17 protein-coding genes are annotated in these 17,798 nt (G+C 69.7%); 5 read left to right on the top strand and 12 right to left on the bottom strand.

The window, feature by feature from the left end; genetic code table 11:
• Window positions 1–111: 111 nt before the first annotated feature.
• From Z052_RS19800 to Z052_RS13300, 3 genes are all read right to left on the bottom strand, one after another.
• Window positions 112–429, bottom strand: a complete 318-nt coding sequence (locus Z052_RS19800) for a hypothetical protein (protein WP_141213938.1) — start codon at window positions 427–429, stop codon at window positions 112–114.
• 96 nt (window positions 430–525) lie between these two features.
• Window positions 526–1,848 (bottom strand): hypothetical protein, encoded by a 1,323-nt coding sequence (locus Z052_RS13305; protein WP_094521432.1) that lies wholly within the window; start codon window positions 1,846–1,848, stop codon window positions 526–528.
• A 96-nt stretch (window positions 1,849–1,944) separates the two neighbouring features.
• On the bottom strand, window positions 1,945–2,139 hold the full coding sequence (locus tag Z052_RS13300) for a hypothetical protein (RefSeq protein WP_094494630.1): 195 nt from the start codon (window positions 2,137–2,139) through the stop codon (window positions 1,945–1,947).
• A 186-nt stretch (window positions 2,140–2,325) separates the two neighbouring features.
• On the opposite strand from Z052_RS13300, the gene Z052_RS13295 reads away from it, so the two are divergent.
• Window positions 2,326–3,051 (top strand): nucleoside phosphorylase, encoded by a 726-nt coding sequence (locus Z052_RS13295; protein ID WP_094494629.1) that lies wholly within the window; start codon window positions 2,326–2,328, stop codon window positions 3,049–3,051.
• A 27-nt stretch (window positions 3,052–3,078) separates the two neighbouring features.
• Here the strand turns inward: Z052_RS13295 and Z052_RS13290 are convergent, their stop codons facing one another.
• On the bottom strand, window positions 3,079–3,525 hold the full coding sequence (locus Z052_RS13290) for a UPF0179 family protein (RefSeq protein ID WP_049930303.1): 447 nt from the start codon (window positions 3,523–3,525) through the stop codon (window positions 3,079–3,081).
• Between the two features lie 136 nt (window positions 3,526–3,661).
• On the opposite strand from Z052_RS13290, the gene tmcA reads away from it, so the two are divergent.
• Window positions 3,662–6,019 carry a tRNA(Met) cytidine acetyltransferase TmcA gene (gene tmcA / locus Z052_RS13285; protein ID WP_094521433.1) on the top strand — a complete coding sequence of 786 codons (2,358 nt, stop codon included), beginning with the start codon at window positions 3,662–3,664 and terminating at the stop codon, window positions 6,017–6,019.
• A 375-nt stretch (window positions 6,020–6,394) separates the two neighbouring features.
• Here the strand turns inward: tmcA and Z052_RS13280 are convergent, their stop codons facing one another.
• Together Z052_RS13280 and Z052_RS13275 are read right to left on the bottom strand one after the other, a co-directional pair.
• On the bottom strand, window positions 6,395–6,724 hold the full coding sequence (locus Z052_RS13280; RefSeq protein WP_094494627.1) for a ferredoxin family protein: 330 nt from the start codon (window positions 6,722–6,724) through the stop codon (window positions 6,395–6,397).
• A gap of 102 nt (window positions 6,725–6,826) precedes the next feature.
• Complete coding sequence (locus tag Z052_RS13275) at window positions 6,827–8,599, bottom strand: glutamate--tRNA ligase (RefSeq protein WP_094494626.1); 1,773 nt, start codon at window positions 8,597–8,599, stop codon at window positions 6,827–6,829.
• 431 nt (window positions 8,600–9,030) lie between these two features.
• Between Z052_RS13275 and Z052_RS13270 the strand changes: the two genes are divergently transcribed.
• Window positions 9,031–9,270, top strand: coding sequence for a hypothetical protein (locus Z052_RS13270; protein ID WP_080508553.1), 240 nt, complete (start codon window positions 9,031–9,033; stop codon window positions 9,268–9,270).
• 81 nt (window positions 9,271–9,351) lie between these two features.
• On the opposite strand, the gene surE is transcribed toward Z052_RS13270, so the two are convergent.
• Entirely contained in the window at window positions 9,352–10,239 is an 888-nt protein-coding gene (gene surE / locus Z052_RS13265; RefSeq protein ID WP_049930297.1) for a 5'/3'-nucleotidase SurE, read from the bottom strand.
• Between the two features lie 188 nt (window positions 10,240–10,427).
• Window positions 10,428–11,489 carry a glutamine-hydrolyzing carbamoyl-phosphate synthase small subunit gene (gene carA / locus Z052_RS13260; RefSeq protein WP_049930296.1) on the bottom strand — a complete coding sequence of 354 codons (1,062 nt, stop codon included), beginning with the start codon at window positions 11,487–11,489 and terminating at the stop codon, window positions 10,428–10,430.
• A 96-nt stretch (window positions 11,490–11,585) separates the two neighbouring features.
• Between carA and Z052_RS13255 the strand changes: the two genes are divergently transcribed.
• A complete protein-coding gene (locus Z052_RS13255) occupies window positions 11,586–11,999 on the top strand; it encodes an Lrp/AsnC family transcriptional regulator (RefSeq protein ID WP_006114390.1) in 414 nt (137 codons plus the stop codon).
• Between the two features lie 64 nt (window positions 12,000–12,063).
• Here Z052_RS13255 and icd read toward each other — a convergent pair whose 3' ends face one another.
• The 3 genes from icd to Z052_RS13240 form a co-directional block, all read right to left on the bottom strand.
• A complete protein-coding gene (gene icd / locus Z052_RS13250; RefSeq protein WP_094521434.1) occupies window positions 12,064–13,326 on the bottom strand; it encodes an isocitrate dehydrogenase (NADP(+)) in 1,263 nt (420 codons plus the stop codon).
• Window positions 13,327–13,482: 156 nt separating this feature from the next.
• Window positions 13,483–14,487: a glycosyltransferase gene (locus tag Z052_RS13245; RefSeq protein ID WP_049930293.1), complete on the bottom strand. Its 1,005-nt coding sequence runs from the start codon at window positions 14,485–14,487 to the stop codon at window positions 13,483–13,485.
• A 57-nt stretch (window positions 14,488–14,544) separates the two neighbouring features.
• Window positions 14,545–16,074 carry an HTTM domain-containing protein gene (locus Z052_RS13240; RefSeq protein WP_094521435.1) on the bottom strand — a complete coding sequence of 510 codons (1,530 nt, stop codon included), beginning with the start codon at window positions 16,072–16,074 and terminating at the stop codon, window positions 14,545–14,547.
• A 122-nt stretch (window positions 16,075–16,196) separates the two neighbouring features.
• Here Z052_RS13240 and Z052_RS13235 point away from each other — a divergent pair, with 122 nt between their 5' ends.
• Window positions 16,197–17,135: an isoaspartyl peptidase/L-asparaginase gene (locus Z052_RS13235; RefSeq protein WP_094521436.1), complete on the top strand. Its 939-nt coding sequence runs from the start codon at window positions 16,197–16,199 to the stop codon at window positions 17,133–17,135.
• Window positions 17,136–17,190: 55 nt separating this feature from the next.
• Here Z052_RS13235 and Z052_RS13230 read toward each other — a convergent pair whose 3' ends face one another.
• Window positions 17,191–17,706, bottom strand: a complete 516-nt coding sequence (locus tag Z052_RS13230) for a hypothetical protein (RefSeq protein ID WP_086219228.1) — start codon at window positions 17,704–17,706, stop codon at window positions 17,191–17,193.
• Window positions 17,707–17,798 lie beyond the last annotated feature (92 nt).

Below are 17,798 nucleotides of genomic sequence, written 5' to 3'. Positions count from 1 at the left end.
TGGCTTTGTCGATGGGAATTACGTCGATTGTGGAAGTGCTGTCGGAACTCGCATGTGATGCTGCTCAATACAGACGAACTCGCTCAATCAGTGTATGACTGTATAGCTCCTCTAATTGTTTCCTCTTCCTGGATTACCCCCGCTCCCGTTCCCGCCCTGTATCCGTTCCTCCGCATCAAAGTATATCTTTTTGACGCTCCCATCTTCTAGCCGAAGCGAGATCATAATATCTGCGTTAGATTCTGAATTAATGATACTAATTTCTTTTATTCTACTATTAAAATTATCAAATTCAATTTCAGTCTTTACTCCTGATTGAACTGTGACTCTCGGATCAAACACGTATTCAAAGTCTCCGTTACTGGAACTCGCTTCGTTTGATTCGTCACTTGGAGAGTCAACGTAATCCCGAAGTGATCTTGTCCCCAATTGGATAGGCTGGCACCATCACGAGCAAAAATATCACCCACCCAATAGAAGATGTAAACAGTTGTCGAATGCTATTCGCCGAACAGGTTTGTTTTGTTATGGAGAGTATTCTATATAGAACGTCTTCGTGGTACCATCGTTGAATCCAACATTGACTACGATGTAGCTACCTGAAGGTTGAGTGTTCTGGAACGTGTAGTCGCTCGCGCCTCCCGGCAAAGCCACACCCTCTCTTCTTGTGAAGGGACCAAACCTGATCGAGGTTGACCCACTGACGGCGGTGTCATCGATATCTATTGTTGTACCATCAGACGCGTATCCACCGCTTCCCGCATTGTATTTGCGGTTCTCATTAATCCATATTCCATTGAGATCTGGTCGGGACCCATCTGGCATATTTGTGGTGTCGACGCTGGCGTTGACTATTGTAAAGGTTGATCCACCAGTATCGAAGCGGAAGAAAAGATGTTCGCCAGAACTGTTGATATTTATATTGTTGTCAGAACTTATTTGACTGGAGGCGCCACTACCGCTCCCATCACTCCTATCGCTCCCGTCACTACCACCGCCACCGGCGGGCCCAATGTTGTCTTTCGTCGCTTCTCCCGTTGGTTCTCTCTGAATGCCCACCGAATTCACGCTGATATTGTCAGGGCTGTCAACCCGAAGCAGCAGCGCCGAGACCTCGCTTGATTCGGGATACGCGGCATCATCCATCCCCTGATACGTCACCGAACCATTCTCGATCGACTCGTTCCAGTAGCCGTCCTCGCTGCCGAGTCGTGTCGGTATACGGACGTCGAGTCCTCCAGACAGTTTCGACAGATTGGTCGCATTGCTCGTCGGGTACAGCTCCACGGCAACCTTCCGAGTGCCGGACGCGCTGAAGTCGTTCTGGACGGCGGTCAGTCTGAGCGTGTCGTTGTCGACCAAGATATTCTGATCTTCGATGATTACGGCAGGACGGTTCGAGTCCGTCTCTTCGACGTAGAGAACGGAGTTGTCGTACCACGTCGACCCCGATTCGATCTCGTTGTACCGCGGCCGGTACTCGATAAATCGCGTGGAGACGTTCACTGTGGTGCCGGAGTCGTCGGTGATCGTGATGTTGTACGCGTCGCTGGTCCGCAGCGTTCCCGCCGGGTCTGGCGGGTTGATCGTGAACGTCCTAGTCCGGTAGCTCGTTCCGAGTTTCACGTCGAGGAACTGCGGACGCTCCGACTGTCCGGCAGCGGAAATCGCAGTTCGGAGTTCGACGAGATCATTCTGAACTGCTTCGAAGTGTTCGAACTCCGTCTGTCCGTTCTGCTGCGGAACGATCTGTACCTGATACAGCGAGAGCGCAACAATCAGGAACCCGAAGAGGACCACCGTCCCGATCACGACCGACTGGCCCCGACGGTCGCGACTGAAGCGCATTGTGCGATGTCGTCGCCGAACGGGTATAAAATCCTCCGTTGCCTTCTCAGTCGCGAGAATTGCGTCCGTGCGGCCGCAACCGGTGCGTGCGCGGCTTTAGTCGTTGTCTGCTCGCCGGTCCGTCAGCCACGCCGACCCGACCGCCACGACGCCAGCGAACCCGCCGAGCAACACCGCCTGCGTCCAGTTGAAGCCAAGCAGCGTCCCGGTGACGAGTGTCACGAGGAGGAACGCGACGGTGAGCGCACCGAGCGTCGAACCGAAATCGGCGGAGGCGTCAGCGTCGGTCATAGTCGAACGTCGCGGCCTCGGGCGATAAAACGGTCCGATCCGGTGGAGTCGGCGGTCCAGCCTGGGGGGACCGCGGCCGTTCGATCGCTGTTGTAAATCGCATAGCGCGATATCAAATTGTGTTTGCGGCGTGAGCCCCGCCCGCCGACCGGTCCGTTTTTGCGCGCGGCCGCTGTTGCGGCGCGTATGGCGAAACAGCCGCACCTGCTGGTCGAGGAGGGCGACGTCCACGAGATCGCGGTCATCCCGGGCGATCCGGGTCGCGTCGACCGGATCGCCGACCTGTGTGACGACAGCGAGGTCGTCGCGCAGAACCGCGAATACAAGCTCGTCAACGCGACCTACGACGGGGTCGACCTCACGATCTGCTCGACCGGGATCGGCTGCCCGTCGGCCGCCATCGCCGTGGAGGAGCTCTCGCGGGTCGGCGTGGAGACGTTCGTCCGGTGTGGCACCTGCGGCGCGCTCCAGCCGGAGATGGAGGTCGGCGACATGGTCGTCGCGACGGGCGCGGCCAAGGAGGAGGGGACGAGCAAGCGGTACGAGTCGGCGAACTACCCGGCGGTCCCGGACTACGACGTACTCACCGGCTTGGTCGATGCGGCCGAGGACAACGACGAGGAGATCCACGTCGGCCCCATCGTCTCGGACGACGCGTTCTACAACGAGGACGACGAGTACGTCGAGGACTGGAACGACGCGAACCTGCTCGCGATCGAGATGGAGGCGGCGACCGTCTTCTCGCTCGCGCGGCGCAAGGGGCTCGCGGCGGGCGCCATCTGTACGGTGGACGGTAACCTCGTCGCGGGCACGCAGAAGGGGGCAGACTCCGACGACGAACTACCGGAGAAGGCGAAGGACAACGTCGAGCGCGCGATCCGGATCACGCTGAACGCGATCACCTCGCTGTAAGCGAAGGGAGCGGCCCCGCGGCCGGACTCACTCCTCCGCGCGGAACTCCACGAGCGTCAGGTCGCGGTCGAGCGCGCACGTCTCGTGCGGGGGGTCGCCGAGCACCTGATCGATGACGCGCTCCTCGTCGAAGTCGGCGCCGTCGGGGACGCAGTAGCCGTGGCTCGGGCACTCGGTGTGCGGGCAGGGACCGGCGAGCGACGCCTTGCTCCCGGCGTACGCGCGCTTCGACGGGACGTTCGCCGGGACCGACGCGGGCTCGACCTCGACCGCGCGGACGCCCGCGTCGTGGACGGCGCAGTCGAGCGTCTGGGCGTTCTCGCGGATGTCTGTCACCCGGTACCGCTTCCCCTCGGTGAGGTTGAGACACTGGCCGCGGTAGGGACACCCTTCGCAGCCGGCCGATTCCCCTTCGTAGACGAACTCGCGGCCCACGTCCGCGAGCCGAGTCCCGATGAGCGTGACCGTGGTCATGCCGGGAGCGACGCGCCGCGCGGCCGTAAGCCTCCCGCCTTTGCCGGCGTCGCCGGAGCGTCGTGAACGAGCAACTCGCCTCGGCGACGCGCGGAGGGGAAGACACATGACCGCGCCTCGGCAACCACGAGCGGAGATGATCGCGGGAGTCGCGCGCGAACTGCGCGCCGAGGCCGAGCGGACGAACGAGCGGCGCGTCCTCGTGCTGGCGGGCGACCGCGACCGGGGAACCGACGCCGCCTACGACGCGATAGTGTCCCTCGGCGTCGACGACGAGGCGGTCTCGCTCGTCTCGACCCGGGAGGGGTTCCGGTTCGAGGAGCACCGCCCGCGGAGCGCCGACGAGCTGCTCGGACGCACCCGCGAGGCGGTCGTCCTCGACTGCCACGGGCAGTTCGTACCGAACGCGCTCGGCCGAGCGGTCGGCGCCGTCGACGGCGGTGGGCTGCTGATCCTCCTCACACCCCTCCTCGACGACTGGCCCGGGGTCCGCGACCGCTTCGACGACTCGCTCGCGGTGCCCCCGTACGGCCTCGGCGACGTGACCGGGCGGTTCCGCGAGCGCCTCGTCTCGACGCTCCGGACGCACCCCGGAATCGCGGTCGTCGCACTGGGGGACGACCCCGCGGGCGACGCCCTCGAACGAGACGGCCTGACCGCGGAGAAAGGCGACGAGCGCGGCGGTGGGGACGAACGCGGTGGCGAGGGCGAACCCGACGACGCGGACGACCGCGACGCGCCGAGCCCGCCGCCGGGTGCGGCGTTCCCCGCGGCCGCGTACGGCGCCTGTCTCACGGACGACCAGGCCCGCGCGGTGCGGGCCTTCGAGGCGCTCGCCGACCCCGGATCGGCGGTCGTCGTCGAGTCCAACCGCGGGCGCGGGAAGTCGAGCGCGGCCGGGATCGCGGCGGGCGCGCTCGCGCTCGGCGGCGCCGACGTGCTCGTCACCGCGCCCGCGTTCCGGAACGCCGCCGAGGTGTTCGCGCGGGCCCGAGAGCTGATCGAGAGCGAGACCGATTGGGAACGCGACGGGATCGACCGCGACGGCGATGCGGACGAGCGCGACCTCCGAACGCCGGCCGGCGGTCGCGTCCGGTTCATGTCGCCCGCGGCGGCCGCGGCGGACGCCGACGAGGCGGACGCCGTGATCGTCGACGAGGCGGCGGCGCTCCCGGTGCGGCTCTTGGAGGGGTTCCTCGACGCGCCCGCGGTCGCGTTCTGTACGACGGTCCACGGCTACGAGGGGGCGGGTCGCGGGTTCGCGGTCCGGTTCCGGGAGCGGCTGGTCGGCTCGCGGTTCGCGGTCCGGGACGTGCGGCTCGACGAGCCGATCCGGTACGCGCGGAACGACCCGGTGGAGGCGTGGGCGTCCCGGGCGCTCCTGTTGGACGCTCGCCCGGCGGTCGACGACGCGGTCGCGGACGCGTCGGTCGACGACGCGACGTATCGGGCGCTCGACCCGGAGGAACTGCGCGCGGACGAGACGCTGCTCGGCGAGGCGTTCGGGCTGCTCGTCACCGCACACTACCGGACGGAGCCGAACGACCTCGCGCGGCTGCTCGACGCGCCGAACCTCGTCGCGCGCGCGCTCGTCGCGGACGACCGGGTCGTCGCGGTCGCGCTCCTCGCGCGGGAGGGCGGCCTCGACGCCGAGACGCGGCGGCGGATGTACGAGGGCGAGCGCGTCCGCGGCAACATGGTGCCGGACGTGCTCACGAGCCAACTCCGCGACGAGGACGCCGCCGCCCCGCGCGGCCTGCGAACGGTCCGGATCGCGACCCACCACGCGCTCCGGGACGCCGGCTTCGGCTCGCGGCTGCTCGACGAGGTCCACGCGGAGTTCGGGGGGGAAGTGGCGGGCGACGGCGAAGCGACTCACGACGACGGAGAGCCGGTCGACTACTTCTCGGTCGGCTACGGCGCGACGCCGCGCCTGCTCCGCTTCTGGAAGCGCGCGGGATACCGGATCGGCCACCTCTCGACGAGCCGCAACGACGCCTCGGGGGAGCACTCCGCGATCATGCTGCGCCCGGAGACCGCGGCCGGGCGCGACCTGCTCGCCCGCCACGCGGTCGCCTTCCGGGACCGCGAGCGCGACGGGCTCTCCGACGCGCACCGCGACGTCGATCCGGACGTGATCCGCGGCGCGCTGGGTGCGTGTTCCGCCTCCGTCCCGGTCGATCTCACCGAGACCGAGTGGCGCTCCGTCGTCGGGGCGTCGGTCGGGCCGGGGATGTACGACAGCGCGCCCGGCGCGTTCCGCGACCTCGCGCTCGCGGCGCTGGTCGAGGGGACCGACCTCGACGACCGGGCGGAGCGCCTGCTCGTTCGGAAGGTCCTCCAAGGCCGGCCGTGGGAGGAAGTCGCCGACGACCTCGGCTTCGCCTCGACGAGCGCGTGTATGCGGGCGCTCGGCGACGCCTACACCCCCCTCGTGGAGCGGTACGGGACCGACTTCGCGCTCGCGGAACGGGAGCGGTTCACCGGCGAATGAGCGGATCGGCTACGGCCGCTTGCTAACAGGTCTGCGGTGGCGCGTGCCTCCGAACGCCCGTAGGGGATGAGGAGCACGCGCGAGGGACACAGTTCGCGCTCGGAGAGCGCGAACCGCGAGGCTGGGGAGGCGTGAGGTGCCGTGCTGTGCGGTCGGGGCGGGACTCAAAGGGGCAGTCGCGAGGCGAACGCAGGCGACGCAAGCACCGCAGGGAAGAACGCGGTGAGCGACCGAGTGAAGCGCACGGCGAGCGTCCGGCGGCCTCGCGGCTGGGGCTTCGGAGGGGTTCGCAGTCGATCCAATGTGGATCAATCAGAACACGGGGACTCGGTCGACAGAGACCACACGGCCTCAAAAACGACCACTTACAGCCGATTATAACCGGTTTTCGCGCCCGGGGTCCACGTCGATGGCGTCGACCGGACAGACGTCGACGCAGAGCATACAGTCGATACACTGGTCCTCGTCGGCGGGGTTCGCCTTCCGCTCGGACTCGGGGTGGTCGGGGGTGTCGGTCCACTCGAACACGTCGACCGGACAGTCCTCCAGACACGCGCCGTCGGCGAGACAGATGTCGAAGTCGACCGCGACGTGGGTGCCGCGGATCCCCTGTTTCTCCGGCGGCTCGACGGGGCCCCACACGGCGACACCGTCCTCCTCGCCGACCCGCTCGCGGTTCACTTCGAAGTTCGAGTCGATGGCCATCGTTGCCCTCGCTTCGCCGGTCGCGGGTTTAAATTCCCCGACGAACGGATTCGGTCGACCGAGCGCAGCGCCGCCGGGCGGCCGGACATCGCCGACCTCGGCCTACGGGTGCGCGTAGTACGCTAGCAGGTCCTCGGTTCCGTTCGGGCCGTCCTCCTCATCGGTCGCCTCGGGGTCGAACCCGTCGATCCGGGCGAAGCCGACGCGCACGAACTGGACGACCGTGTCGGGGTCGACGTCGGCGAGCGCGGGTTCGGCGATCCCGCGCACGTCGCCGTCGACGGTCCGGAGGAGCGTGTCGAGGCCCTCCTCAGCGGGCGCCCAGTGGACCACGTCCACGTCCCCCTCGCGGACAACCTCGATGCCGTCGTCGACGAAGGCGAGCTCGTCGCCCTCGTACCGGACGCAGCCGTACCCCTTGAGCCAGACGCGCTCGCCCTCGCTCGGGAGGTCGGGGGACTCGACGAGGACCCGGCCGGCGGGCACCTCGCGGTCGCCGCGGTCCTCGTGGTCGGGGTGGAGCGGCGGATGGCCAGCCGCGGGCGCGGGCGCGTCGCCGTCGACGACCGGGAGCGCCACGGCGGGCGCGTCGTCGCGGTCGCGGACGAAGAAGTAGCGGTCCGCCTCGTCGTCGACGAGGTCGCGGTTATGCGCGTAGACGGACGACATCGCGAGGTCGACGTCGGAGGTCGACATCCCCAGCTCCGTCATCGAGTCGACCAAGGCCTGCCCCCGGAGCCCGCGGCGGCGCATCGACCGAATGGTCGGGGCGCGCGGGTCGTCCCAGCCCGTCAGCTCGCCGTCCGCGATGAGCCCCTTGATCGTCGAGGTGGAGAGCGTCACGTCGTACTCGTCGACCTGGACGTGGCCCCAGTGGAGCACCTCGGGGTACTCCCAGTCGAAGTAGTCGTAGACGAACCGCTGGCGCTTCGCGGAGTCCTGGAGGTCGATGCCGCGGATGATGTGGGTGACGCCAGTGAGGTGGTCGTCGACGCCGGACTGGAAGTCGAGCATGGGCCAGCAGCGGTAGTCGGCGGCCGCCTCGCGAGGGTGGGGCGTGTCGATCATCCGGAAGGCGACCCAGTCGCGCAGCGCGGGGTTCTTGTGCTCGATGTCGGTCTTCACGCGGAGGACCATCTCTCCCGAGCCGTACTCGCCGTCGACCATGGCCGCGAACTCCTCGCGGACCGTCTCGGCGTCCTTCTCGCGGTGCGGGCACGCCTCGCCCGCGTTCTTCAGCTCGGAGAAGTCGTCGCCGGAGCACGAGCAGGTGTACGCGCCGCCGGCGTCGATCAGGTCGCGGGCGTGCTCGTAGTACGTCTCCAGCCGGTCGGAGGCGTAGAGCACGCGGTCGGGCTCGAAGCCGAGGTACTCGATGTCGTCCAGGATGGCGTCGTACGCGTCTAAGTCGGGGCGTTTCGTCTCCGGGTCGGTGTCGTCGAACCGGCAGATGAACTCGCCGTCGTAGCGCTCCTTGTACGTCCCGATGACGGCGGGCATCCGCGCGTGGCCGACGTGCCACGGGCCGTTGGGGTTCGGCGCGGCGCGCATCACGACCTCGCCGTCCTCGGCGTTCGGGAGATCGGGGAGGACGCGGTCGTCGTCCTCGTCGTCGGCCTCCAGCTCCGCGAGCTTATCGGGGGCGAGTTCGCCGAGCCGCTCCCGGCGGGCCGCCTCGTCCATCTCGCCGACCTCCTCGACGACCGGCGCGAGGACGCCCGGGATCTCGTCGCCGTGTGGGCGGAACTCGGGGTTCTCGCCCATGATCGGCCCCATGATCGCGCCCACGTCCGGGTCGCTGCCGTGTTTGAGCGCGTTGAAAAGCGCCGCGGCCTCGCCGGCCGCCGCGACGCGCTCGCGGAGTTCGTCGTCCATGCCGCTCGCTTGTCGGGGTCGGGTCAAAAACGCCGCGAAACGGCGGGGAGGGGCGAGTCCCGGAGCGGAGCGGGCGACGCGGGGCGCGGGCGGCGTCGCCGCGGCGCCCGTCGCACCGGAACGGCGGGTAGGGGCACTCGACACGAGCCGCCGAACGGGCTTAAACGACCCAGACCGTTCACGGCGGAGAGAGCCCAGAGACGGCGTGAACGGTCGAGAGTCTTTTGCCCGTGCGGGACCGAACGCACCGATCGACCGTCGACGTGGGCACGTCCGACGGACGGTCCGGGGCGACGATCGTTCCGCGGTCGCTCCGGCGGCACCGGACTCGGACGAACGGGTTCGGTTCGTCGCCTTGATGTTCGCCGGGGACGTGGTGGGGGCATGAGCGTCGCGCCGGGAGTCGTCGGAACACAGATGAGGGGATCGCGGTGGTAGGACCCATCTCCGAGTCCGAACGGGACGCGGGGAACCGGAAGATCAGGATCGCGTTGCTCGCGATTGTCACGGCCTCGCCGCCGCTCCTCGCCCTCCAGTTGGACCCGTCGCCTCTCCAGTTGCTCGCCGCGCTCGGCGGCGGCTTCCTCGTCGGGCTGGTCGTCGTGTGGTACCTCGGTCGGCTCGCCGCGGAGTTCAGCGGGAGCGGGCGACGGCCCCGGCGGCGTCGCTGAATCGATAGACCGCGCCGCTAAATCGGCAGACCGCGCCGCTGAAGTGGTCGATAGTGGTCGTACTCCGACCGACGACCGCCGTTAATCGGCTCCCGTCTCTGCGCCTCGAACCGGCTCGACGAGTTCGCCCGCCTTTTCGCCCGCGACGGCGCGCGAACTCGACAGCGGGGAGATGCTCACTTCGCCCTCCACGGCCGCGCGGCGGTCCGACCCGGGATCGTCCGCCACGTCGCCGCGCAGGAACTCCCGCCAGAAGCGGTCCCGCAGTTCCATCCCCATCTCGCCGCGGCGCTCGCCGAACTCCCAGCCCTCGGGGACGTTCTCGTCGTCGGGTCCCTCCTCGCCCGGGCGGAACTCGATCACGTCGAAGCCGCGGGCGGGCTCGGTCAGCCGGTAGGTGGGGTCCTCCGCGGCCTCGTCGTCCGCCGCCGGGACGTTGACGTTCAACACGTCGGCGCCGAACGGGAGTTCGAGGGCGCCGTCGCCGGCGTCGCGTTCGGCGCGGTCGATCAGGTCGGCGACGACCTCGCCGGCGACCGCGAAGTCGCCGTTGTCGAGCGTCGGCGGCACGGGGAGGTTCCCGCGGTCGTACAGCGACACGGCGATCGCGGGCGTGCCGAGGAACGAGGCCTCCATCGCGGCGCCGACGGTGCCGGACTGCCCGAGGATGTGCGCGCCGATGTTCGGGCCGTGGTTGCAGCCGGAGACGACCACGTCGGGGTCGAGCCCGAGCGCCACGTCCGCGACCGCGACGCAGTCCGCGGGAGTCCCCTCGACCGCGTAGCCGCGGTCCGTCTCGGTGTAGTCGACCGTCGTGTCCCACCACGAGCGCGCGCCGCCGACGCCGGACTGGTTCGTCGCGGGCGCGACGACCGTCACGTCGTGGTCGCGCGAGAGCGCGTCCGCGAGCGCCCGAAGCCCGACGGCGTCGATCCCGTCGTCGTTGGTGAGCAGGATCTCGGTTGGCATACGACGGTGTGCGGGGGGACGGGAGAAAACGTCGCCGGTCCGCGGCGAGGGGCGCGGAGACCGAAGGACGGACCGAGAGGTGAGAGCGGAGAGCGAAGACGGCATCGCGAGCGCCGACCGGGTGGTACTCCGAGTGGTCAGTCAGAGGGCGTCGGAACCGCCGGGAGCGGGGAGGGCGGACCGTCGGCTCAGTCGGCCGCGACGCGGCGCGACGAGGTCGCCAGGTCGAGCACTTCGTCGAAGAAGCCGAGCGAGTCGTGCGGCCCGGGGTTCGCCTCGGGGTGGTACTGGCGGGTGATCACGTCGAGATCCTCGCTGTCGAGTCCCTCGACGGTGTCGTCGTTGACGTTCACCTGCGTCACCTCCAGCGGGCCGGTGTCGTCGACCGTATAGCCGTGGTTCTGGGTGGTCATCACGACCTTGTCGGTGCGGAGGTCCTTCACCGGCTGGTTGACGCCGCGGTGGCCGAACGCCATCTTCTCGGTCGAGCCGCCGAGCGCGCTCGTGATCACCTGCTGTCCGAGGCAGATGCCGGCCATCGGCAGGTCGCCGGCGAACTCGTCGACGACCGCCTGGGCCGCGACGAAGTTCTCCGGGTCGCCCGGGCCGTTCGAGACGAAGAGCACGTCGGGCCCGACGGCGGCCACGTCCTCGGGGGTCGCGTCGTACGGGAGCACGTGGACGTCCGCGCCGCGGTCGGTGAGCGAGGAGATGATCGATCCCTTGGCGCCGCAGTCGAGGAGGGCCACGTCGGCGTCGCCGCCCCCCTCGTGGACGGTCGGCTCCGCGACGGACACCTGCGCGCCGATATCGACGTGGTCGCTCATCGGCTCACACGCCTCCATCGCTTCGACGGCGTCCTCGGCGGTCGCGTCCGGGCCGGCGGCGATCCCGCAGGCCATCGCGCCCTCCTCGCGGACGGTGGTGACGATTTCGCGGGTGTCGACGTGGTCGACGGCCGGAACGCCTTCCGCGGCGAGCCAGTCGGCGACGTCGTCGGTCATCTCGCGGGCGACCGCCGCGTTCGGCCGGACCGATTCGGACTCGAACCGCTCGGTTCGGACGCCGTAGTTCCCGATGAGGGGGTACGAGAAGGTGAGGATCTGTTCGGCGTAGGAGGGGTCGGTGAGCGACTCCTCGTAGCCGGTGTACGCGGTCGTGAACACTAGTTCGCCGCGGGTCCGCCCCGGCGCACGGGCGCGCGCTTCGAGCACGCGACCGTCGGCCAGCGCGATGTAGGCGTCCGACATTACGAGAAACGTACGCGTAAAGGATAATAAATGCGTCGTTCGAAGGTTAGTTACGATATTCGTAACGGGTAAGTCGGCGGACCGAGACGGATCGGTATGGACGACCTCGACAGACGGATCCTCTCGATCCTGCGACGGGACGCGCGGACCCCGTACACGGAGATCGCGGACCGGGTGGGGACCTCCGAGGGGACCGTGCGCAACCGCGTCGACCGGATGACGGACGAGGGCGTGATCGAGCGGTTCACGGTCACGACCCGCACCGGCAACGTGAAGGCCATGATCGAGATCTCGGTGGAGATGAACGTCAACACGGACGCGGTCGGCCAGCGGATGGTGGAGTGGGAGGAGGTCGACTTCGTCTGGCAGGTGTCCGGCGAGGAGGACGTCGTCCTCGTCGTCGACGCGGTCGACACGCGCGCGGTCAACGAACTGATCACGCAGGCCCGAGAGATGGACGAGGTCAAGTCGACGAAGACGCGGCTCATCCTCGACGAGCGGTTGGGATAGGCGGGGACGCAGCGACGATTTGGAGAGAAGAGGAGTCGTTGACCGCGGGGTCGACGACGGAGCCTTACGCCAGTTCGTCGATCTTGTCGACGACGGCGTCCGCGAACTCGCTGGTGGCGAGCTTCTCGCCGCCCTCGATCTGCCGGTGGAGGTCGTAGGTGACCTTGCCCGAGGCGATGGTCTCCTCGACAGCGTCGCGCACGAGGTCCGCGGCGTCGGACCAGCCGAGGTAGTCGAGCATCTCGCGGCCCGAGAGGATCATCGCGGTGGGGTTCACCTTGTCCTCGCCGGCGTACTTGGGCGCGGAGCCGTGGACGGGCTCGGCGAGACAGCGGCCGTGACCGCGGTTGATGCCGGGCGCGATGCCGAGGCCGCCGATCTGCGCGCCGGCGGCGTCGGACATGTAGTCGCCGTTGAGGTTCATCGTCGCGATGACGGAGTACTCGTCGGTGCGGGTCAGCAGCTGCTGGAGCATGTTGTCCGCGATGCGGTCTTTCACGACGAGGGTGCCCTCCGGCTGCTCGCCGTCGTGCTCCTCCCAGAGCTGGTCCTCGGTGATCACGTCGTCGCCGTACTCCTCCTCGGTGACCTCGTAGCCCCAGTCGCGGAAGGCGCCCTCGGTGAACTTCATGATGTTCCCCTTGTGGACGAGGGTGACCGAGTCGCGGCCGTTCGCGAGCGCGTAGTCGACGGCCTCGCGGATGAGGCGCTTCGAGCCGAACTCGGAGATGGGCTTGACGCCGATGCCGACCGGACCGTCGTGGATGACGTCCGCGATGCCCATGTCGTCCTCGAGGAAGTCGCGTACCTGCTCCGCGCCCTCGGTGCCGGCCTCCCACTCGACGCCGGCGTAGACGTCCTCGGTGTTCTCGCGGAACGTGACCATGTCCATCTCCCCGGGGCTCTTGACGGGGGACGGGACGCCCTCGAGGTGGTAGGTGGGACGGACGTTCGCGAACAGGTCGAGCGTCTTGCGGAGGGCGACGTTCAGCGAGCGGAAGCCGGCGCCGACGGGGGTCGTCAGCGGGCCCTTGATCGCGACGCGGTGGTCGCGGATGGCCGAGACGGTGTCCTCGGGGAGGTTCTCGTCGTACTTCTCGCGGGCGCTGGCACCGGCGTAGACGCGCATCCACGAGATGGATCGGCCGGTCGCTTCCGCGGCGGCGTCGAGCACCTGCTGTGCGGCCGGCCCGACGTCGGTGCCGATTCCGTCGCCGTGGATGATCGGGATGATGGGGTTCGACGGCACGTTCAGCTCGCCGGTCTCCTCGTCGGCGAGCGTGATCGCTTCGCCGTCGTCAGGGACATCGACTTTATCGTAACTCATGAACGTTCGACGATTTCCGTGGCCCCCTAAAGTGGTTGCCGTTTTCGGCGTGAGCGTCGCGCTCGCAGCCTTTGCCGGTTCTCGCCGCGGGCGCTCTCGCAGTCTCTCCCGTTCTCACCGCGGGCGGCCCCGACGCCTCCCCGCGGTGTCCCGCGGTCAGATCGGCTCGACCTCGACGTCGAACAGCGACCGCCAGCGGTAGCGGCGCCCGCCCCAGACGAACGTCCGGCGGGCGAACGCGTACGCCATCAGCGGGGGCGCGATCAGCACGCCCGGCGCGGCGAGCAGGAACGTCGCGCGCCGGATCCCGAACCGGGCGTACGCCGCCCCGGCGAGGGCCGTGACGAGCGTCACCCCGGCGACCGGCGCGAACAGGCAGAGCGCCGCCATCGAGACGCCGAAGGCGGCGTTGAACGCGGTCGCCCCGGGGGCGTGGTACCGGGTGATCGTCAGGAAGCGGACGAACCGCTCCAGCGAGTCCCGGGCCGACCCGCCCGCCCGGACGTACCGCGTCCGGTCGACCGACGCCACGTCGAGATGGTCGGTGAGCGTCCCGTCGTCGCTGACCGTCCGCAGGAGGTCCCGGCGGAACGCCGCCTCCCCGGCGCGGAGGTCCTCGCGCTCGAATATTACCGCGCCGCCCCACGCGACGCCGGCCGCGAACACCGCGAGCGTCCCGCCGATCACGTACGCGGGTTCGAACAGGCGAGCCAGCGGGTCGAGCCCGACGAACACCGGGACCTCCGTGGTGGGCCCCTGCCGGTCGTAGTCGGCGTCGAGCGTCGCCAGCCAGTCGGGCGGATGGCGGAAGTCGTCGTCCGTCCAGGCGATCCGGTCGTTCGCGGCCGCCGCCATCCCGGCGGCGATCGCGTTGGCCTTGCCGGAACACCCCTCCGGTTCGCCGGCGATGACGATCCGGACGCGGGGCGGCAGGTCCCCCCGCCGGTCGGCGACCGGGTCGTCCGGGGAGTCGCAGATCACGAGGAGTTCGTCGGCGTCCGCGTCGTCGTCGGCCGCGCCGCTCGCCTCACCGCCGAGCGCCTCGGACCCGCGGAGCTGGGCCGCCACCTCGTCGCAGGCGTCGGTCCAGCGGACGGTCGGGAGCAGGACGGACACCGGCGTCGAGTTTCCCGGCGACGCGGTCGGTTCCGGAGCTGTCACGACAGGGGTATCGGGCGGTCCGAAAGTAAACGTCCGCGATCGAGTCTCGCGCCCCGTTCACGGCGCCGAGCACGAGCGCGTCCCCAGTTCGTCGACCCCCGTCTCCCCGTCCCTCACGTCGACGTCGACGGCCGACACCGTGACCGACCGGATCGCGCCGTCTCCACCCTCGGCGAAGCCCCCCGCCCGGTCGCAGAGGTGCGCGAGCAGCGGGTCGACGCGGGCCGAGTCAGGGTTGTTCGCGAGCGCCGTGAGGAGCTTCCGCCAGCGCGCGGTCGGGTACGCGCGGGCGTCGGAGGGCGGTCGGTCGCGCGCGACGCGGTCGCCATACAGCGCGTCGATCCGGTCGCCGTCGGCGGTCGCGGCGGTCGCCGACACGCGCGCGTCGGTCGAGGGCGGGTTCGGCGCGAACATGGTCCAGCCGCCCTCCGTCGGGTCGGACACCGACGTGACCGCGTCGGGCGTCTCGACGGCCCCGAGCGCCATCCCGTTCCACGCGACGACCGCGACGAGGAGGACCGCGGCGAGGACCGGGATCGCGGCCGCGACTCCCTCGCGGAGGACCCGGAGCGACCGCGGACCGGCCGGTCGTCCCGCGGAGACGGTCCGACGCTCCGCGAGGCAGTGGAGCCGGTCGGCGGCGGGGGCGACCGCGCGCTCGACGCGGTCCCAGACGAACGGCGGGAAGAAGGGCAGCAGCGAGGTCGCGGAGATCGCGGGGAACACGCCGATCTGTAGCGCGGCGGCCATCGAGAGGTGCGCGGCGACGAACGTCCCCGCGAGCGCGGCCCGGACCCGGCCGGCGGCCGCGACCAGCAGCGGGGAGGCGACGAGCAGCGCGAGCCAGCCGTAGGTGGCCGCCGAGAGCAGCGCCGGCCACTCAGGGACGAGCCCGCCGAGCGGGCCGTGGAGGTAGGTGAGCCGGAACACGCGCGCGACCGCCTCGCCGCCGGGCCACATCGACCCTCGGAACTTCTCGACCGCGTTGGCGACGTACACGACGACCGCGAGCGTCAGGAGGAGCGCCGATGCGGGGCCCGCGACGCGGTCGCGGCCGTCGCCGCTGGGCGGGGCCGCGGCATCGGGGGCGCGGCGGCGGACCGCGTCGACCGACCAGCGAGCGCTGAGCGGGCACAGGAGTCCGGCGCCGAGCAGCTGGAGGAGGAGGGTGTCCCCGGCGTTGAGGACGAAGGGGTTCCGCGCCTGAAGCGACGCGAGCAGGAGCAGGGAGGCGACGACCGCGACGCGGGTCCGGTGGCCGACCGCGAGCGCGACGGCGGCGAGCGCGGCGGCGAGGAACAGCAGCGCGACGGCCCACGCCTCGCCGGAGACGGCGTGGAGCGAGAAGCGGGCGCCGAGTGGATACGCGTCGGTGAGCGTCGCCCGCGGGAGGACGCCGGCGTCCGTGTAGAAGGCGACGAGGTTCCGCGACCGGAGCGCGAGGTCGACGAGGAGGACGGCGCCGAGCGCGATCCGGAACGCGGCGAGCGCGCGGGGGTCAATCCCGAGTCGCCGGCGGAGCGCGGCGCGGAGCCGGGACGCGGCGCGGCGTGGGGCGGCGCCGCCGGCGGAATCGGCCGTCGTCACGATGGCTCCGACTCGCCCAGCGGCGGGAATAGGTCTTGCGGCGGCGGAGCGGGAGGCCGGTCGACCCCAGCGGTCGCCGCCGGCTTCCGGACGCTTATGTGGCCGCCGCGGGAGCCTCCGGTATGCGAGTCATCGTTCACGGCGGCGCCGGCGGCGCCCCGGACGACCCGGAGCCCAGGCAGGCGGTCCTCGACGAGGCGGCCGCGCGCGGCGCCGACGCCGCGACGCCGCTCGACGCGGTGGAGTCGGCGGTTGCCGTCCTCGAATCGGACCCCCGGTTCAACGCGGGCGTCGGCGGCGCGGTCCAGTCCGACGGCGTCGTCCGCACCGACGCGGGCGTGATGACCTCGGACCGCGAGATCGGCGCGGCCTGCTCGATGCCGGGCGTCGAACACGCGGCGAGCGTCGCCCGGATCGTCCGTGACGAGACGCCGCACGTCTTCGTCTCGGGTGAACACGCCGTCGAACTCGCGGCGGAGTTCGGCGTCGAGACGGGCGCCGCCCTGCTCACCGACGAGACGCGGGAGCGATACGAGGCGGAGGACCCGCCGCGGGGCGGCCCGCGGGAGCACCTCGACTGGCTCGCGTCGCGGTTCGGGTCGGGCGACGATCGGGCCGGCGAGCGGCCGGACGACGGCGACGGGACGGGGGTCGAGGCGTCGGGCCGCGCCTCCGATCACGACACCGTCGGCGCGGTCGCGACCGACGGGGAGCGCGTCGCGGCGGTCACCTCGACCGGCGGGCGGTCGTTCGCGCTCGCGGGGCGCGTCGGCGACGTGCCGCAGGTCGGCTCCGGCTTCTTTTGTACCGAGGCCGGCGGGGCGAGCGCGACGGGCGCCGGCGAAGACATCGCGCGGGTGACGCTCTCGCGACGAGCGGTCGGCCACCTCGATGACGGCCTCGGGGCGCAGGAGGCGGCGGACCGGGCGATCGCGGAGTTCGAGGGGCTGACCGGGTCGGGGGCGGGCGTCATCGTCCTCGACCCGACCGCGGCGGGCGCAGACGCGGCGGGGAGCGCGTTCAACACCGAGGGGATGCAGACGAGCGTCGCACACGAATAGCCGCCGGCGAGTCCGGCGCGGCGAGGCGGCGTCCCGGCCGGGCGACGGACCCGCGCTATTCGAGGGCGGTCGCGAGCTTTCGGTTGCGGTTCGTCGTGGGAACGTCGGAGTCGATGAGCTGTCCGCAGGCGTCGACGAACCCGGCGTGACCGACCTCGCCGCAGAGGACGTGGGTTTCCGCCTCGGTGTTGACGTAGACGTCGATCACGTCGCGGTCCGAGTGAGAGAGGAAGTCGCGGGTCGTGTTCCAGCCGCCGACCGCGAACAGCCCGAGGAACGCCGCGAACGCGATCTCGGGGCGGGTCTCGACGCGTCCGGTGTACACCAGCCCGATAGCGCCGACGGTGAGGACGAGCGAGAGGACGAGGAAGAACAGTCCGAGGAACGTGTGCCGGTGGAGGCTCGTGTCCCGCTCGAACTCGACGCTTGTGATATCGCGGACCGGGATCGAGACGGGTTCGTCCGCGGACGGCCGACGGTAGGTAAGTTCCCCGTCGGACGCAGAAAACGAGACCGTGTTTTCTCCGTCGATGATATATTCATCGAGGTGTGCTTCGGTCGTGAAATTCATGAGGGGACAGGACGGTGTCGAGACGGTTCTTTCGGTTCGTCTGATATGTAGCTTTCGACACCTATTGGCGGCTTTCAGCGCCTCCGTCGACT

This window comes from Halorubrum sp. C191 (genome assembly GCF_002727095.1).
Taxonomy (GTDB): domain Archaea; phylum Halobacteriota; class Halobacteria; order Halobacteriales; family Haloferacaceae; genus Halorubrum; species Halorubrum ezzemoulense.
The sequence above is the reverse complement of the archived record's forward strand: the minus strand, read 5'-3'. Positions and strand labels throughout refer to the sequence as shown.

Bases quoted from the DNA above. Each gene is read 5' to 3' on its own strand.
- Z052_RS13305 (WP_094521432.1), bottom strand. From the start codon at position 1,848: ATGCGCTTCAGTCGCGACCGTCGGGGCCAGTCGGTCGTGATCGGGACG.
- Z052_RS13300 (WP_094494630.1), bottom strand. From the start codon at position 2,139: ATGACCGACGCTGACGCCTCCGCCGATTTCGGTTCGACGCTCGGTGCG.
- Z052_RS13295 (WP_094494629.1), top strand. From the start codon at position 2,326: ATGGCGAAACAGCCGCACCTGCTGGTCGAGGAGGGCGACGTCCACGAG.
- Z052_RS13290 (WP_049930303.1), bottom strand. From the start codon at position 3,525: ATGACCACGGTCACGCTCATCGGGACTCGGCTCGCGGACGTGGGCCGC.
- tmcA (WP_094521433.1), top strand. From the start codon at position 3,662: ATGATCGCGGGAGTCGCGCGCGAACTGCGCGCCGAGGCCGAGCGGACG.
- Z052_RS13280 (WP_094494627.1), bottom strand. From the start codon at position 6,724: ATGGCCATCGACTCGAACTTCGAAGTGAACCGCGAGCGGGTCGGCGAG.
- Z052_RS13275 (WP_094494626.1), bottom strand. From the start codon at position 8,599: ATGGACGACGAACTCCGCGAGCGCGTCGCGGCGGCCGGCGAGGCCGCG.
- surE (WP_049930297.1), bottom strand. From the start codon at position 10,239: ATGCCAACCGAGATCCTGCTCACCAACGACGACGGGATCGACGCCGTC.
- carA (WP_049930296.1), bottom strand. From the start codon at position 11,489: ATGTCGGACGCCTACATCGCGCTGGCCGACGGTCGCGTGCTCGAAGCG.
- Z052_RS13255 (WP_006114390.1), top strand. From the start codon at position 11,586: ATGGACGACCTCGACAGACGGATCCTCTCGATCCTGCGACGGGACGCG.
- icd (WP_094521434.1), bottom strand. From the start codon at position 13,326: ATGAGTTACGATAAAGTCGATGTCCCTGACGACGGCGAAGCGATCACG.
- Z052_RS13235 (WP_094521436.1), top strand. From the start codon at position 16,197: ATGCGAGTCATCGTTCACGGCGGCGCCGGCGGCGCCCCGGACGACCCG.
- Z052_RS13230 (WP_086219228.1), bottom strand. From the start codon at position 17,706: ATGAATTTCACGACCGAAGCACACCTCGATGAATATATCATCGACGGA.